The 16504-nt window shown below is 63.3% G+C and carries 13 protein-coding genes; 5 read left to right on the top strand and 8 right to left on the bottom strand.

All coding sequences use genetic code 11. The features are described from left to right. Nucleotides 1-194: 194 nt before the first annotated feature. The 8 genes from ilvD to DEHOM01_RS04685 form a co-directional block, all read right to left on the bottom strand. Nucleotides 195-2027: a dihydroxy-acid dehydratase gene (gene ilvD, locus DEHOM01_RS04720; protein ID WP_061211730.1), complete on the bottom strand. Its 1833-nt coding sequence runs from the start codon at nt 2025-2027 to the stop codon at nt 195-197. Nucleotides 2028-2117: 90 nt separating this feature from the next. Continuing rightward, on the bottom strand, nt 2118-3713 hold the full coding sequence (locus tag DEHOM01_RS04715; RefSeq protein ID WP_061211729.1) for an alanine/glycine:cation symporter family protein: 1596 nt from the start codon (nt 3711-3713) through the stop codon (nt 2118-2120). 269 nt (nt 3714-3982) lie between these two features. Next, nucleotides 3983-5572, bottom strand: a complete 1590-nt coding sequence (locus tag DEHOM01_RS04710) for an alanine/glycine:cation symporter family protein (RefSeq protein WP_061211728.1) — start codon at nt 5570-5572, stop codon at nt 3983-3985. A 117-nt stretch (nt 5573-5689) separates the two neighbouring features. Continuing rightward, nucleotides 5690-7201 (bottom strand): Asp-tRNA(Asn)/Glu-tRNA(Gln) amidotransferase subunit GatB, encoded by a 1512-nt coding sequence (gene gatB, locus DEHOM01_RS04705; protein ID WP_082738714.1) that lies wholly within the window; start codon nt 7199-7201, stop codon nt 5690-5692. Next, nucleotides 7198-8703 carry an Asp-tRNA(Asn)/Glu-tRNA(Gln) amidotransferase subunit GatA gene (gene gatA / locus DEHOM01_RS04700; RefSeq protein ID WP_061211727.1) on the bottom strand — a complete coding sequence of 502 codons (1506 nt, stop codon included), beginning with the start codon at nt 8701-8703 and terminating at the stop codon, nt 7198-7200. Before gatA ends, gatB begins: the two co-directional genes overlap by 4 nt. A 3-nt stretch (nt 8704-8706) precedes the next feature. Further along, nucleotides 8707-9003, bottom strand: a complete 297-nt coding sequence (gene gatC, locus DEHOM01_RS04695; protein WP_055088781.1) for an Asp-tRNA(Asn)/Glu-tRNA(Gln) amidotransferase subunit GatC — start codon at nt 9001-9003, stop codon at nt 8707-8709. A 17-nt stretch (nt 9004-9020) separates the two neighbouring features. Next, nucleotides 9021-11435: an NAD-dependent DNA ligase LigA gene (ligA, locus tag DEHOM01_RS04690; RefSeq protein ID WP_082738713.1), complete on the bottom strand. Its 2415-nt coding sequence runs from the start codon at nt 11433-11435 to the stop codon at nt 9021-9023. 4 nt (nt 11436-11439) lie between these two features. Then, a complete protein-coding gene (locus tag DEHOM01_RS04685) occupies nt 11440-12288 on the bottom strand; it encodes a hypothetical protein (RefSeq protein ID WP_061211726.1) in 849 nt (282 codons plus the stop codon). Between the two features lie 158 nt (nt 12289-12446). Here DEHOM01_RS04685 and DEHOM01_RS04680 point away from each other — a divergent pair, with 158 nt between their 5' ends. The 5 genes from DEHOM01_RS04680 to DEHOM01_RS04660 are packed head-to-tail and all read left to right on the top strand — an operon-like array spanning nt 12447 to nt 16495. Continuing rightward, a complete protein-coding gene (locus DEHOM01_RS04680; RefSeq protein WP_061211725.1) occupies nt 12447-13163 on the top strand; it encodes a DUF4129 domain-containing protein in 717 nt (238 codons plus the stop codon). Next, nucleotides 13160-13723, top strand: coding sequence for a hypothetical protein (locus tag DEHOM01_RS04675; RefSeq protein WP_061211724.1), 564 nt, complete (start codon nt 13160-13162; stop codon nt 13721-13723). Before DEHOM01_RS04680 ends, DEHOM01_RS04675 begins: the two co-directional genes overlap by 4 nt. Next, entirely contained in the window at nt 13720-14685 is a 966-nt protein-coding gene (locus tag DEHOM01_RS04670; RefSeq protein ID WP_061211723.1) for an AAA family ATPase, read from the top strand. Before DEHOM01_RS04675 ends, DEHOM01_RS04670 begins: the two co-directional genes overlap by 4 nt. Nucleotides 14686-14687: 2 nt before the next feature. Beyond that, nucleotides 14688-15917 (top strand): DUF58 domain-containing protein, encoded by a 1230-nt coding sequence (locus tag DEHOM01_RS04665; protein ID WP_061211722.1) that lies wholly within the window; start codon nt 14688-14690, stop codon nt 15915-15917. Beyond that, complete coding sequence (locus DEHOM01_RS04660; RefSeq protein WP_061211721.1) at nt 15914-16495, top strand: hypothetical protein; 582 nt, start codon at nt 15914-15916, stop codon at nt 16493-16495. Before DEHOM01_RS04665 ends, DEHOM01_RS04660 begins: the two co-directional genes overlap by 4 nt. Nucleotides 16496-16504 lie beyond the last annotated feature (9 nt).

Here is a 16504-nt window from a genome sequence, read left to right as displayed (position 1 = left end):
AAAAAGCCCCTCGTTCCTTGCGGGGAATCGAGGGGCGCGGCTTATCGTGCGGGGGCGTTAGCCGCGCCCGGTAACGATAAGGAGAATGCTCTGCATGCGTGTAAAACTACCCGGATACGGATTTTGAAACGAAACAGTTCACATTTTGAGATCCGACGGTTGCCGGGAACCGTCGGACCCACGGCGCTCGCCGCTTACGGGAGAGGCCTGCGCGTCGCGCCGAATGTTGCCGAGCGCACGTGGTGGGCATACACCTTTAGCGCCTGACTCACCTCGCGGCGTCGATTCTTCGGCCGCCACGGAAGAGGTCCGCGTGATTCGCGGCGACGATCAAGTTCTGCCTGCGGAACATCGAGCGTCAGCTCTCGCCTCGGAACGTCGATGATGATTCGGTCACCTGTTTCCACGAGTCCGATCGTGCCGCCCTCAGCAGCTTCGGGCGAAATGTGCCCGATTGAAATGCCCGAGGTGCCGCCCGAGAATCGACCGTCGGTGATGAGCGCGCACGCCTTACCGAGCCCGCGCCCCTTGAGATAGGAGGTGGGGTAGAGCATCTCCTGCATGCCCGGGCCGCCCTGCGGCCCCTCGAACTGGATCACGACAACGTCGCCTTCCGTGACGGACTTGTCGAGGATGCGTTGCACCGCTTCCTCTTGGGACTCGACAACAAAGGCGCGCCCCTCGAAGTGGAAGAGTTCCTCGTCAATGCCGGCGCTCTTGATGACGGCGCCATCAGTTGCGAGATTGCCTCGAAGCACGCACAGGCCGCCGTCTTTCGTGTGCGCAAACGGCACGGCGCGAATCACGCCCGATTCCTGGCCGAGATCGAGCTCCTCCCAGCGCATGTCCTGGCTGAACGGCACCGTCGTGCGTTTCCCGCCCGGCGCCGCGCTGAAGAGCGTGAAGGCCTCCTGCCCGGCCTCTCCCCCGCGGATATCCCACGTGGCGAGCCACTCGGCGAGGGAACGAGCGTGAATTGCGTGCACGGAGTGATCGAGCAGGCCCGCGCGATCAAGCTCGCCGAGGATCGCGGGAATCCCGCCGGCGCGGTGCACGTCTTCGACGTGAGCAATTCCGTTCGGGGCGACCTTGGACAGGCAGGGAACGTTCCGAGAAATCCGGTCGATGTCTTCGAGGCCAAAATCAACTTCACCCTCGATCGCAGCCGCAAGGATGTGCAGCACGGTGTTGGTCGAGCCCCCCATCGCGACATCGAGGCTCATGGCGTTTTCAAACGCCGCTTTCGTGGCGATCGAGCGGGGCAGCACGCTCTCGTCGTCATCGTCGTAGTATCGGCGGCACAGCTCGACGATTCGCGCACCCGCCTCCACGAAAAGGTCGCGGCGGAACGCGTGCGTCGCGAGCGTTGTGCCATTTCCCGGAAGCGAAAGTCCGAGGGCCTCTGTAAGGCAGTTCATCGAGTTTGCCGTGAACATTCCCGAGCAGGAGCCACACGTGGGACATGCATTGTTTTCGATCTGGGCAAGCTGGTCATCGCTGATGGACTCATCGACGGCGTAGCTGATGGCATCGACGAGGTCGATCTTGTGGTCGATGACGCCGTCCACGGGCTTGCCAGCCTCCATGGGGCCGCCCGACACAAAGACGACGGGAATGTTGAGCCGCATCGCCGCCATGAGCATGCCCGGCGTAATCTTGTCGCAGTTCGAAATGCACACGAGCGCATCGGCGCAGTGGGCGTTGACCATGTACTCGATGCTGTCGGCGATGACGTCTCGACTCGGGAGGGAGTAGAGCATTCCCTGGTGCCCCATCGCAATGCCGTCGTCGACCGCGATTGTATTGAATTCCTTCGACACTCCCCCGGCCTCGCGAATCGATTCGGCGACCATGTCGCCAACGTTTTTGAGGTGTACATGGCCGGGCACGAACTGCGTGTAGGAGTTCGCGATCGCGATGATCGGTTTGCCAAAATCATTCGAGCCCATGCCGGTCGCGCGCCACAGGGCGCGTGCGCCGGCCATGTTGCGTCCATGGGTTGACGTGCGTGAACGAAGGTGAGGCATGGCCACAGCATAGGCAGAAACCCAAGACCCCCGCCCAAATATTGGACGAGGGTCTCAGATTATGGAATTGCCTGTCGCGAGAACGACCACTCAGCCTTCGCGATGCGGCCAATCGGGATCATCCGCGAGGCGCTGCTTGAGCGCTTCGTAATCGGCGTTTTCTTTCTCCTCAAGGGCACGGGCCTCTGCCACCTGCTCCTCGGTGGGCTGGTGATCACCCATGCCCACGGCGAGCTCAGGATCAACAACCGCAATTGCGCCGGTCTCAAGCTTCACTTTGTGGCGAAGGATCTCGTAGCGGACGACCTTGGCAAGGAAGTAGATGCCGAGAAGGTTCGGGATCGTCATGAGGAAGAACACAGCATCCGAGAAGTTGATGACAGCGTCCATCGACACGGCCGAGCCGAGAATAACCGCGAGAATCCAGACGATCTGGAAACCGCGCTTCACGAAGGCCGACCGCCCGAAGAGGAACTCGGCGGCAAGGTTGCCGTAGTAGTAGTAGCTCAAGATCGTGGAGAAGGCGAAGAGCGCCACGGCAACGGTCAGAACGTAGGGGAACCAGCTCGCCACCGTGCCAAACGCTGTCGCCGTCATCACAATGCCATCACCGCTGCTATCGGTGTACACGCCCGTCACGGTAATCGCGATGGCCGTAAGCGTGCAGACGATCACCGAGTCCACGAGCGGCTCCCACATCGCGGTGAAGCCCTCCGTGGCCGGCTCCTTGGTCTTCGAGGCCGAGTGCGCCATGCCGGCCGAGCCCACACCCGCAGCGTTCGAGAAGAGCGCGCGCTGAATACCAACGATGGCCACGCCGATCGCGCCACCGGTCACGCCCTCGCCTGTTGTCGCCGTCGTAATGATCTTGACGATCGCCTCCGGAACAGCCTGAATGTTCATCACGATGATCGCGAGAACGCAAAGGAAGTACACGATCGCCATAAGAGGAGTGATGCGGGCCGTCCACGTGCCGATCGATTGGATGCCACCAACGATCACGAGCGCCGCAAGCGCCGCCATGATCGCACCGATGACCCAGCGGTTGTCCTGAAGGAAGGCGATGCCGAGCTGATCGCTGAGGATCGCCGCGCCCTGATTCGACTGGAAGAGGTTACCCGCACCAAACACGCCGATGAGCGTGAATGCCGCGTAGAGGAACGAGAGGACGATGCCGAACTTTTTGAAGCCGATTTCTGCAAGACCGTGCTTGAGGTAGTACATGGGGCCACCGTGAGTGTGGCCATCCTCATCGATTTCGCGGTACTTCACGCCGAGGGTCGCCTCGGCCATCTTCACACTCATCGCAAGGCAGCCGAAAAGCACGATCCACAGGGCCGCGCCGGGGCCACCAACCGAAATCGCAACCGCGACACCCGCGATGTTGCCGAGACCAACGGTGCCCGAAAGCTCGGTCGCGAGCGCCTGGAAAGAACTCACCTCACCCGGGTCGGTCTTACGGGTGTATTTGCCGCGAATGACACCAATCGAGTGCGCAAAGCCCGTGATGGGCTGGAAGCGCAGCCACACCGTGAGGAAGATGGCGGCCGCGACGAGCCACAGCACGATGAGCGGCACTTTGACCCCGGCGACGGAGGGGGCGAAAAAGACAATTGCCGACAGGAAGTTCGCAAAGGGGGCAAAGTACGTATTTAAGAACTGGTCGATCGCACCAGAACTGTGCATCAGTCTCTCCTAGTGGGGGCCGAGTGGGGTGGGAACATTTTTCACCAAACAAGCACTACTTTTCGGAAACGAAGGGGCGGACTCAAGTACATTCGCCAAAACGAAATCTTGGCGACAAAACGCATTTGCCCGCACCCGCACTCCCCTGGGCAAGGGCTCACCTCAATAAAATCACAGGTCAGGGCTTTGGCGTAGCAGGCGTCGGAAAATCAGTCAAGAAGATCCCCGCAGACCCCCGCCGTGTGACTTACGCTACCTAGTGGTCCCGATCACCCCTTCTCGCTCTGCTGACCCCATTCGCCGTCTTCATAGAGACGCTCGCGAATCTCATGCCATTCGCGTGCTTCCTCTTCGTCGCGATCACGCGCCTCAGAGATCTGCTCTTCGGTGGGCTCGTGATCACCCATGCCCACGGCGAGCTCGGGATCAATCTGCGGGATGGCTCCAGTTGTCACCTTCACCCTGTGGCGCAGGATCTCGTAGCGAACGATCTTGGCGAGCGCGTACACGCCAATGAGGTTCGGGATGGTCATGATGAAGATGAGCGCATCGGCAAGAGTGACAACGGAATCGATCGTAATCGCCGAGCCGATGATCGTGAAGGCGATCCATACGATCTGGAAGCCACGCGTGACCCACGGCGAGTTGCCGAGGATGTACTGGATCGCGCTCAGGCCGTAATAGTAGTACGCGAGCACGGTTGAGAACGCGAACGGCACAACAATCACCATGAGCACGTACGGGAACCACGGCGCGACGGTGCCGAAGGCGCCTGCCGTCATGACGATGCCATCTGCCTCCCCGCTTCGGTAAGCACCGGTCACGACAACGACAAGCGCGGTGATCATACACACGACGCACGAGTCCAGGAACGGGCTCCACATGCCCGTAAAGCCCTCGGTCGCGGGGTGGCGGGTTTTTGCCGCCGCGTGCGTCATGCCCGCAGTTCCGACGCCCGCGGCGTTCGAGAAGAGCGCGCGCTGAATACCGATCACGGCTGCTCCAGCCGCGCCGCCGGCAACGCCCTTGGGCTGGAACGCTTCGGTCACAATCGTCATGAATGCCGAGGGGACCTGCGGGAGGTTGAAGAGAAGAATAAGGATTGCGCTGACGAGGTAGGTACCCGCCATGATCGGAACGGCTTTCGAGGTGATCTTGCCGATCGACTTCACGCCGCCGACCACGACGAGCGCGAGGAAGATGCCAAAGACCACACCCACGATCCAGCGGTGGTTGAGAAGGAAGTCCCAACCGAGCTGCTCACCGAGGATCATCGCGGTCTGGTTCGACTGAAACATGTTTCCGCCGCCGAACACGCCGAAGAAAGCCGAGATCGCGTAGAACATCGCGAGAACGCTGCCGGCCTTCGCCCAGCCGATCTCTTTGAACCCATATTTGAGGAAGTACATAGGGCCTGCGTGGACCGTTCCGTCTTCGTCGATCACGCGGTATTTCGTGCCCAGGGTCGCCTCGGCCATCTTGAGGCTCATCGCAAAGAAGCCGAAGATCGCGATCCACAGTGCAGCGCCCGGACCGCCGAGCCCAATCGCGACCGCGACGCCCGCGATGTTGCCGAGCCCGATCGCGCCCGAAATCTCGGTGGCAAGCGCCTGGAAGCTGCTCACCTCACCGGGGTCAGTTTTGCTCGCGTAACGCCCTCTCACGACGTCAATCGCATGCTTAAATCCCGTGATCGGCTGGAATCGCAACCACACCGTCATGAAGACGGCCGCCACTGCGAGCCAGACGACGATCAGTGGGATTTCAATGCCGCCGATATTCGGCGCGTAGAACACGACCGCGCTCATAAATTGAGCAATCGGTGCGATCAGCTGGTCAACGTACTGGTCGAAACTCATGAGTCCCTCTCGGTTGGCCCAGATCTGCTTCAGGCCACAAAATGGGGCCCCGGTCACTAAAGCCCGAGGCCCCACTTCATACTAGGTAGTTCTTAATAACCCATTATGACCGGTGAGTTAGCCCACCTCAAGTTTGGCCATAATGATCTCACGAACGCGCCCGGCATCAGCCTGGCCGCGCGTCGCCTTCATGACCGGGCCGATAAGCGCGCCGATCGCCTGGACCTTGCCGCCCTTGATCTTCTCGACCACGTCGGGGTTATCAGCGATGGCCTGGTCCACGGCGCCCTCGAGAACCGAGTCATCAGAGACAACCGCGAGGTTCTCCTTCTCCACGATGGCGGCGGGATCACCGTCACCATCGAGGACCTTCGCGAGCACCTGGCGGCCGATCTTGTCGTTGATCTTCTTGCCCTCGACGAGCGAGACGAGTTCGGCAACCTGAGCCGGAGTGACGCTGAGCTCCTCGAGCTCTTTCTCGGCTTCCTTGGCGATGCGTGCGAGTTCACCCATCCACCACTTGCGTGCCGCCTGGGGCTTCGCACCCGCAGCGACCGTCCCCTCGATCAGGTCGAGCGCACCGGCGTTAATGACGTCGCGCATTTCAAGATCCGTGAAGCCCCACTCACCGAGCAACCGTCGGCGACGAGCCGCGGGAAGCTCCGGAAGCGCGGAGCGCAGCTCCTCAACCCACTCCCGGCTCGGGGCGACCGGCACGAGATCGGGCTCGGGGAAGTAACGGTAGTCCTCGGCATCGCTCTTCACACGGCCCGGGCTCGTGTGGCCGGTGTCATCGTGGAAGTGGCGGGTCTCCTGGATGACCTCGGCACCGCTATCGAGCACTCCCGCCTGGCGGCTGATCTCGAAACGCACGGCGCGCTCAATTGCACGGAACGAGTTGACGTTCTTCGTTTCGGTACGCGTGCCAAGCGGCGCCTCCGGCGAGGGACGAAGCGAGACGTTGATGTCGGCGCGCACGTTGCCGCGCTCCATGCGCGCTTCCGAAACCTCGAGGGTGCGGAAGATATCGCGGAGCGTACGGACGTACGCCGCGGCGACCTCCGGTGCGCGGCCACCCGTGTTCGGGATCGGGCGCGTCACGATTTCCACGAGGGGGACGCCCGCTCGGTTGTAGTCCACCTGCGAGTGGGTTGCGCCCTGGATGCGGCCTGTTCCACCGATGTGGGTGTTCTTACCGGCGTCCTCTTCCATGTGCGCGCGCTCGATGTCCACGCGCACGATCTCGCCGTCGTCAAGTTCGACGTCGACGTAGCCGTCGTAGGCGATCGGTTCGTCGTACTGCGAGGTCTGGAAGTTCTTCGTGAGGTCCGGGTAGAAGTACTGCTTACGCGCGAACCGACAGTGCTCGGCAATCGAGCAGTTCAGTGCGAGACCGATCTTGATCGCGTATTCCACCGCTTTCTCATTGACGACCGGCAACGTGCCCGGGAGACCGAGCGAGACGGGCGTGATCGCCGTGTTGGGTTCGGCAGCAAACACGTTGGGGGCGCCATCGAACATCTTGGTCTTCGTGCCAAGTTCTACGTGGACCTCGATGCCGAGGACCGGGTCATACTTCTCGATCGCCTCGTCGTAGTCGAGGGGTTCGATATCCGTGTAGGCGTTCACTTGGCGCCTCCTTCCAGGGCCGGGGCGTTGTTCAGGAGAGGCCCTCCCCAGGTGTCTTCAAGCAGCGCCTCGAGTGCGCCGCCGGCGCGATAGAGGCGATCATCGGCCATCGCGGGCGCGAGGAACTGGAAGCCTGCGGGCATCGAATCCTCGGCGAGGCCGCTCGGGAGCGAGAGGCCGGGGACGCCCGCGAGGTTCGCGGGGATCGTCGCGATGTCGTTGAGATACATCTTGAGCGGGTTATCGGTGTTCTCACCGAGGCGGAACGCGACGGTGGGAGCGGTCGGCGACGCGAGAACGTCGCACTTGTCGAAAGCCGCGGCAAAGTCGCGCTGCACGAGAGTACGCACCTTCTGGGCGCTTCCGTAGTAGGCGTCGTAGTAGCCGGAGCTAAGCGCGTACGTGCCGAGCAGAATGCGGCGCTTCACCTCGGCGCCAAAGCCCTGGCCTCGAGTGGCGGCCATGACCTTTTCGGCAGTCGGGTGATCCTCGGGGACTACCCGCATGCCAAAGCGCATGCCGTCGAATTTCGCGAGGTTGCTGCTCGCCTCGGACGGCATGATGAGGTAGTAGGCGCCAAGCGCGTACTTAAAGTTGGGGCAGCTCACGCGAACAATCTCGGCGCCAGCCTTTTCGAGGAGCGCGAGCGATTCTTCGAAGCGCTGCTTCACGAGCGGATCGAAGCCTTCGCCCTCGAGCTCTTCGATAACACCGATGCGCATGCCCTTGACGTCCTTCGCGCGGGCAGCCTCGACGAAATTACCGAAGCCGTCCTTGAGGGAGGTCGAGTCCTTCGGGTCATAGCCGCCGATCACCTCGTGCAAAAGCGCGGCGTCTTCGACCGTGCGCGTGCACGGGCCGGCCTGGTCGAGCGAGCTTGCCATCGCGATGAGGCCGTAGCGCGATACGGAGCCGTAGGTGGGCTTCACGCCGACGGTTCCGGTCACTGCTGCGGGCTGGCGGATCGAGCCGCCCGTGTCGGTGCCGATCGCGAGAGGCGCCTCGAACCCGGCGATAGCTGCGGAGGAGCCGCCGCCTGAGCCGCCGGGGATTCGCTCGAGATCCCACGGATTGTGGGTGTTGCCATAGGCGCTCGTCTCGGTCGAGGAGCCCATCGCGAACTCGTCCATGTTGGTCTTGCCGAGGATCGGAAGCTTCGCGTCGCGGAGGTTCTCCACGAGCGTTGCGTCGTAGGGCGGAATCCAGCCTTCGAGGATCTTCGAACCCGCGGTGGTCTGGATCCCCTTCGTGACGACGACATCCTTCACGGCAACGGGAACACCCGCGAGCGGCGCGAGGCTCTCGCCCTTGGCGCGCGCCTCATCGACAGCGTCGGCCGTGGCACGCGCGTCCTCGCCGGTAACGGTCACGAACGCATTGAGCTGGCCCTCGACGGCCTCGATGCGCGAAAGGTGCGCGTCGGTCAGTTCGCGCGCGCTGAACTCGCCGCTTTGAAGGCCTTTCGCCATGTGCGCGGCGGAAAGCTTCACAAGGTCAGTCATCGGTTACTCCTCCCCGAGAATCTGCGGAACAACGAAGCGGCCATCGGCGGCTTCGGGCGCGCCGGAAAGGGCCTCTTCTTGCGTGAGGGTCTCCGTGACCTCGTCCTTGCGGAACACGTTGGTCATGGGGATCGGGTGACTTGTGGCCGGGACGTCGTCGCTCGCCACTTCGCTCACGGACGCAACCGCGTCCAGGATGGCGTCGAATTCGCCCGCGAAGCGAGCGATTTCTTCGTCGGTGAGCTCAATGCGAGCGAGGGACGCCAGGCGTGCGACTTCTTCAGAACTCATTGCTGGCATGGCATCCATTCTAGGCGCTACGCCAGGGCGTTTTCTCCACCCTCGAGGAGCACTGTGAAACCTTCCTCATCGAGGATCGTGATTCCAAGCTCTTCGGCCTTGGTCGCCTTCGAGCCCGCATTCTCGCCCACGACCACGTAGTTCGTCTTTTTCGAGACGCTTCCCGAGGCCTTGCCGCCGCGCTGGAGGATCGCTTCTTTCGCGCCGTCGCGCGTGAAGTTTTCGAGCGAGCCCGTCACGACAACCGTGAGGCCCTCGAGGGTTTTCTCGATTCCGCTCACGGACTCGTCCTCCATCACCACACCGGAGCGCTTCCAAGCCCCGACGAGCGCGGCGTGCCACTCTTCCTCGAAGAAAGCCTTGACGCTTCTCGCGATCGTCTCTCCCACTCCATCGGTCTCGGAAAGTTCCTCGATGCTCGCGTTCGCGATCGCGTCGATGGAACCCCAGGCCGTCGCGAGGGCGCGGGCCGCCGTCGGACCCACGTGGCGAATAGAAAGGGCCACGAGCACGCGCCAAAGCCCCGCTGCCTTTGCCTTCTCAAGCTCACCCATGAGCACCTCGGTCGTTTTTCCGACGGTGGCCGGCCGCACGAGGCTCCAGGATTTCTTGGACTTGTAGTAGCGCCACTGAGGGCGGTTCCAAAAGGCACTCACGGTGCGCCAGTCGCCCGTCTCTTCTCCGTCACGGCGCACGCTCTGGTAGACCGTGACCTCGCGCAGGTCCTCGGGAGTGAGGTCGAAAAGGTTCTCTCCCGTGCGTACGACGCCCTCGCTCGGCGCGGGGATGCGTGGATCTTCGGGGTCGGTGATACGAAGCACGGGAACGCCGTCGATGTCATCCGTCGCAACCCCGTTTTTGAGCGTCACAAACGCGTCGCTCGTGAAGTCTTCTTCGGTGAGCACGGGGAGATAGAGCGCGTGGCCGGCCTTAAGGGACGCGAGGGCTTCGGCGCGGCGCTTGTCGGGATCGGTGAGCGCGATCGCCGATTCGTCGCCGAGGGCCTCGATATCGAAGGCTCCGCGGCTCGCAGCGTGGGCGATGCGACCCGTGACTTGCGAGGGGCAGTCCTTTTGGTTGGGGCAGCGCCAGTCCTTGTCGCCTTCTTTTTCGGGGCGGATCTCGGCGCCGCAGCTCGGGCAGTTTATCGGCATGACGAACGGCTTTTCGCTTCCGTCGCGGAGCTTCTCGACGGGTCCGAGGATTTCGGGGATCACGTCGCCGGCCTTGCGAAGGATGATCGTGTCGCCAATAAGAACGCCCTTGCGTTCGACATCGAACTGGTTGTGGAGGGTCGCGCGCGCGACAGTCGAGCCCGCAACTTTAACGGGCTCCATGACGCCGAAGGGGGTCACGCGGCCGGTGCGGCCCACGTCCACTTGGATATCGAGAAGCTTGGTCGTGACTTCTTCGGGCGGGTACTTGTAGGCGATCGCCCAGCGTGGCGCACGTGACGTCGCACCGAGCGCGCGCTGGTGGGCGAAGTCGTTGATCTTGATGACGATGCCGTCGATATCGTGCTCGAAATCGTGGCGTTTTTCGCCCGCATCCTCGATGTACTCCGTCACCGCGGCAAGCGAATCAAGAACTCTGAAGTGCGGTGAGGTGGGAAGTCCCCACGAAGCGAGCATTTCGTAGACCTCGCTTTGGCTCTCGGGGTATCCGACGGCACCTTCGTGCGCGCCGATCCCGTGGACGTACACCTCGAGTGCGCGAGAGGCCGTGATCGAGGAATCCTTTTGGCGAAGCGAGCCCGCGGCGGTGTTGCGAGGATTGGCGAACTCGCGAAGGCCGGCTTCGCGGCGCTCTTCGTTGAGTTTTTCGAACTCGTCAATCGGGAAAAACACTTCACCGCGCACCTCGAGAAGCGCGGGCGGCGTGTCGGTCGTGAGCGTATGGGGAACGTTGCGGATCGTCTTCACGTTTGCTGTGACGTCCTCACCCACGCGGCCGTCACCACGCGTGACGCCGCGCACGAGCGTGCCGTTTTCGTACACGAGGGAAATCGCGAGACCGTCAATCTTGAGTTCGGTGAGGAACTGGGGCGTGCCGGGCGCTTCCGCCTCACAGCGCTTCGCCCACTCGTGGATTTCCTCAATGCTGAAGGCATTGTCGAGGCTCATCATGCGCTCGATGTGCGGCACCGAGGCGAAGCCCTGCGCAACTGCCCCGCCCACTGTTTGCGTGGGCGATTCTTCGCTCGCGAATTCGGGGAACTCCTCTTCGAGGTTCGTGAGTTCGCGTTCGAGGGCATCGTATTCGCCGTCGGCCATGATCGGTGAGTCGTTCTCGTAGTACTCGACGCGCGCCTCGCCGAGGCGTTCGCGCAGCTCGAGAATGCGGCCCTCGGCCTCGAGCGCGGTGATCTCCGCGAGGTCAGCGGCTGCGGAGCTGTCTGAGGCGGTCGTGCTCGGTGTCTGCTCGGTACTCACGCGTTCAGTCTACGGGCCGCTCCGCTTCGCCTTCCTGCTCGCGCTTCGCTTTTCGCCACAGGAAGAACGAGGAGACTGCACCCACCGCAAAGATGGCGAGCCACAGCACGAGCGCTCCGATGCCAAAGGAACTCTGTCGCTCTCCGCTTATGTCCAAGGCCAGGAGGATGCCAGCGAGCACCATGAGTGCAAGCTGGAAGAAAAGCTTGCGTTTTGCGACCGTCGCGCGATCCTTCGGGAGGCTCCGCGCGTAGCGCACGGGATCGCCGCACTCCTCCCCCACGCTTCGGTGTGCAGATTCGGCACGGGCGTATGCGTCGTCTGCGAGCTTCTCGATGCGTTTTTCGGTGAGGTCCCCGCGCACGCGAGCGGCACGAATGAATTCTTCGCGCCAGTCGCCCCGATCCTCACCCGGGCCGAAGAGTCGCGACTCTTGCTTCTTTGGCGCGGGCCAGAGAGCGAGCACGGCCCACGCGAGAGCGCCATACACGGGCACGCCAATGAGATAGACGAACGGCGAAAGCTCATACCGCTGGTCAGTCAAGAGCTCGAAAACAGTCGCGCCCGCGAGGGCAAGCGCAAGAATGCTCGCGGCGACAACAACGCACATCCATGCAAACGGCAAACGCCTGCGCGTCGCGTCATACACTGCACCGGCGACCGCGATGAACATTCCGAGCATGAGCGGGGCGATGAGCCCTCCGAGCGAGATATCGGCACTCACGCCATCGCTGAGAAGCCACACAATCGTGAAGAGAATGGAGAGGCCCGCGGCCACGGTGAAAGCGAAGACAGTCGTGAGGCGCGCCGTCATGGGTGCGTCGTCGTCAAAAGCCCAGCCGCTGTGGTTCAATGCCTCTCCTCGCGTTTCTCGCTCACGTGCGTTCCCCTCGAGTTTTTCACACGAGCACCGGCGCGAGCATCCCCTTCAGGGCTCCGGTATAAGATTTCGGGACAAAGAACGCCGCGCCGCGCACGAATCACGAGGCCCGGAGTGAAGGGAGATCCGCGATGAAAGTTGAGCGGGTTTTTCCTGCGCTCATCGCGATCGTGTGCGCTCTCCTCTTCGGGTGTGCAACAGCCGCGCACATGCCTCCCCTCGTGGACATCGGCGCCGGCCCCTCGGCCCTCGATGTCCTCCCGCAGGAGAGCGCGACTGACCAGAAGGCCCACGTCAATACGGAAATCTCCGCAGGGTTCGAGCAGTATCAACCCGAGGGCCCCAATCCCCTCGGCCCGACTCTCGAGATCATCGTGTGGGCGCTGCTCGCGCTTGCAGGGCTGTGCTTACTCATCATTTGTGTGCGGGTAGGGCTACGCGCGCTTAGGACGCGGCGAACGCTCGCTCCTCAAAGCGAGAGTGAGGACGCGCCGAGCGAAGTCGAAGCCTCCGCTGTCGCGGCCTCTCTTCAGGCCGCCGCGCAAGCCCTTGAGAGGAGCGCGGTCGACGGCAACGCCATTGTCGCGGCATGGCTTGCGATCGAAGCCCGCCTCACGGAAGAGGGTTATGGTCGCTGTTCCTACGAAACCTCAAGCGAGTTTGTCGAGCGCGTCGTCGGCTCCGCTGGACTCGATAACTCTCGCCTCGCGCGCCTTGGGGAGCTCTACCGAACCGAACGCTACTCGAGCGCAGAAACTCGCCCCGCCAGCCTCGAAGAGGCACGAGACTTGCTCCGTGCCTTGAGAGGCGAATTGGACACGGCCCCGGCGGGAGGCGCACGTTCATGAAACGTCTCGTGCTCACCTTCGCCGTGACGGCGGCGGCGACGACGGCAATCGTCCTCGCGCTGCACCTCGTGGATATCCGCCTCAATCTCGCCTACGCGCTTATCTTTACCCTCGGCGCGCTGCTTGCGAGGGAACTCAATGCCACGGGACTCACCGGAAGCGAGGCACCCGAGTTTCCGCGAGTCCTCTATCGCGCAGCACCCGAGCTCGAAGCAGCAAAGGATCGCCGCGTGCGCCGCATCGAGGATGACCTCTACCGCACGATCGAGACAAAGCGGCAAGGCCCGCGCCTTCCCGCAACGTATCTCGCGGGCATCGCTCACGAACTCGAGACGCTCGCTGCCACGCGCGGGGAAAGCCTCGGGCTGTCGCAGCAAACGTCGGACATTATCGCCTGTGCGGAAGAGACCGACGCTGCCCACTCCCCTGCCAATGCCCCTCGACCGCGCACGAAGCAGCTCCGCCTCACACGTCGCGGCCTGGTCGCAGCGCTGCGCGACCTCGAGAGTGCATTCGCACGACTGACCGCCCCCGCACCCCACGTCAAGGAGAGGCCATGACCGACACCTTCACCCCGAGCGAGGCCGCCGCACTCAGCACGCGCATCCTCGACGAGACAGAGCGCGCGATCGTCGGTAAGCGCGAAGCGCTCACGAAGCTCCTCGCGGGCATCTACGCGGGCGGACACGTCCTCCTCGAGGACTACCCGGGCCTCGGCAAAACGCTCACGGCCCACTCGTTCGCTCTCGCTCTTGGACTCGAGTTTCGCCGCGCCCAGTTCACGCCCGACCTCCTGCCTGCCGATCTCACGGGCTCCGAGGTGTTCGATCAACAAACGAACGAGTTTGAGTTTCGGCCAGGCCCGGTATTCACGGGGCTCCTCCTTGCCGATGAAATCAACCGCACGCCTCCCAAAACTCAGGCTGCGCTCCTCGAGGCGATGCAGGAACGCCAGGTGAGTATCGAGGGCACGACGCACGCACTCCCGCGCCCATTTCACGTGCTCGCAACCGCCAATCCCGTCGAAACCGAAGGGACCTATCCCCTGCCCGAGGCCCAACTCGACCGTTTCCTCATGCGACTGACCTTCGGCTACCCGAGCGCCGACGACGAATGGGACGTCATCGCACGCCGAATCGAGCGCCGCGAGGAGAGCATCGACGTCGAGCGCGTGCTCCAGGCGGGCGAGCTCGAAAAGCTTCAGCGCTCGGTCGAAACAATTCACGTGAGCGAGGCCGTTGGCCGCTACGCCGTCGCGCTCGTGCGCGAAACGCGAGAGCACAGCGAGACCGCGATGGGGTCTTCGCCTCGCGGCTCGCTCGCGCTCATTCAGTGCGCACGTGCGTTCGCGCTCATCCAGGGCCGCGAATTCGTGATTCCTGAAGACATCAAGACTTTGGCCCACGCGTGCCTCGAGCACCGCGTTGTGATCCGGCCCGAACTGTGGCTCCAGAACATTTCACCCGCGAGCGTGATCGACTCGATTCTCACGCGCGTTCCCGCCCCCGAAGCTGCCGCTTGAGAATGCGTACAACCCAGGCCTATACGCGCGCGGTACTCGCGGCCGCGGCGTTCATCCTGTACGGCGTGCTCGGCTCACGCCTCGACGCCCTCCTTGTGGGGTGTGCGCTCGTTGCCTGGATTGCGGTCGCCCACATCATGCGGCCGAGCGAGGCGAGGCCGGCAACGCTCGAGGCCGCGGAAGCCAAAGTCAACGAGGGTGAGAGCGTCACGGCGATCGCTCGCGGTGCTCGCGGAACACTCGTGACCGTGGGCGTCCACATGAACAGCGGGCTCGAGTATTCGCCTCGATGGGCGGTCATCACGGGTCTCGAAAGTACGTGGGTTCGGGCGACGCCCCGGGTGTGGGGCACGCACGAGTTCGGCCCGTTCACCGTGCAAGAAACCGATGCGCTCGGGGCGTTCCGACGCCACCGGCACCACGCAGCGCGCAACGTTTCTGCCGTCGCGAGTGCAACGGCGAAGCCTCGCCCTCTTCCCCTTGAGCGCGTCCTCGGTGTGAGCGGTCCCCATACTTCCCGCACGAAAGGTGAGGGGACGGCGCTCGCCGACATCCGCCCCTACCGCGCGGGCGATCGACTCAAAACAATCAACTGGCGCGTGACCTCACGCCGGGGAGTACTGCACACGAACGAGACCTTTTCCGAACGAGACACGGACGTCCTTATCGTCGTCGACACGATGGCCGATATCCGGCCGATCGGTGCCGAGCCCGGGGATGGCCGCGCCTCGAGTCTCGATATGAGTGTTGAAGCCGCGACGGTGCTCGCGCGTCACTACCTCTCGCTCGGCGACCGCGTGGGCCTGCACGATGCGGGAGCGTTAATCGGGTCGATCCCCTTCGGCACGGGTGAGCGCCACATGCGACGCATCCTCGAGGCACTCTCGGCCGTATCGCGCGACAAGTCCGTGTCTCCTCGTCTACGTCGGGCCCCGCGCATCCGCTCAGGCACTCTCACCATCGCGTGCACCCCCCTCCTGAGCGAAGAGTTCATTGGGCAGATTGGCCTTCTGCGCGCGATCGGCGCGAACCTCACGATCATCGACACGCTTCCCGCAGAACTCACGAACGCCGCGCGCCTCACGGGTGCTCCCATGCGCCGCATCGACGGGATCGAGGACGCGCATCTGTGGGACGAGGCATGGGTTATTCGCGGATTTGAGAGGCGCTTCGTCATCGCCGATCTTGAACGACGCGGGATTCCCGTGCGCCGCCTCGAGGAGGCTCTGTGATCCGTTCCCTCACCGATCATCTTCTCGATGCTTTCGACCTCGTTCGGGCCGTCTCTCCCACTCAGTGGTGCGCGAGGCTCGGCGCGCTCGCCGCGCAAATCGCCGCTGCGCTCGTCGTCGCGGCGGGTGCAACGGCTGGTTTTACGGCACCTCTCACGATGGGGCTCATACTGCCGTTTATCGCGCTCGCCGTTCTCAACCTTCTTCAACTAGCCCAGCCAGGATCGGAGGCGGGACTCGTCACGTTCGCGGCGTGGATCTTCGCTCTGTGGGCCTCGCCTCCGCTTTCGCTCGCACCGGCAATCGCCTTCGCGATCCTTGTGCTCGCGTCGCATTCCCTGTGGGCACTCGCCGCTCGTTCGCCCGCCCACGGGCGAACGAGCACGAAGGCCCTGATTCGCGTCGTCGGCGCGCTGAGCCTCGTACTCGGTCTTGCCGCGGCGCTCATTGCAATCGCCCTCGTTCCAGTCGCCTTCATGCGCCCGGAAGCGATCCCGAGTGTCATGATCCTCGTCGCGGTCCTCGCTGTTTTCGGAGCGCTCGCGTGGCTGCTTTTACCGCGTACGGGCTCGAAGTAGCGGGCGTCT

This window comes from Dermabacter hominis NBRC 106157 (assembly GCF_001570785.1).
Taxonomy (GTDB): domain Bacteria; phylum Actinomycetota; class Actinomycetes; order Actinomycetales; family Dermabacteraceae; genus Dermabacter; species Dermabacter hominis.
This window is presented reverse-complemented; position numbering and strand designations above follow the sequence as displayed.

Excerpts from the sequence above, each read along its gene's own strand:
- ilvD (WP_061211730.1), bottom strand. The coding sequence starts at position 2,027 with ATGCCTCACCTTCGTTCACGCACGTCAACCCATGGACGCAACATGGCC.
- DEHOM01_RS04715 (WP_061211729.1), bottom strand. The coding sequence starts at position 3,713 with ATGCACAGTTCTGGTGCGATCGACCAGTTCTTAAATACGTACTTTGCC.
- DEHOM01_RS04710 (WP_061211728.1), bottom strand. The coding sequence starts at position 5,572 with ATGAGTTTCGACCAGTACGTTGACCAGCTGATCGCACCGATTGCTCAA.
- gatA (WP_061211727.1), bottom strand. The coding sequence starts at position 8,703 with ATGACTGACCTTGTGAAGCTTTCCGCCGCGCACATGGCGAAAGGCCTT.
- gatC (WP_055088781.1), bottom strand. The coding sequence starts at position 9,003 with ATGCCAGCAATGAGTTCTGAAGAAGTCGCACGCCTGGCGTCCCTCGCT.
- DEHOM01_RS04680 (WP_061211725.1), top strand. The coding sequence starts at position 12,447 with ATGAAAGTTGAGCGGGTTTTTCCTGCGCTCATCGCGATCGTGTGCGCT.
- DEHOM01_RS04675 (WP_061211724.1), top strand. The coding sequence starts at position 13,160 with ATGAAACGTCTCGTGCTCACCTTCGCCGTGACGGCGGCGGCGACGACG.
- DEHOM01_RS04670 (WP_061211723.1), top strand. The coding sequence starts at position 13,720 with ATGACCGACACCTTCACCCCGAGCGAGGCCGCCGCACTCAGCACGCGC.
- DEHOM01_RS04665 (WP_061211722.1), top strand. The coding sequence starts at position 14,688 with ATGCGTACAACCCAGGCCTATACGCGCGCGGTACTCGCGGCCGCGGCG.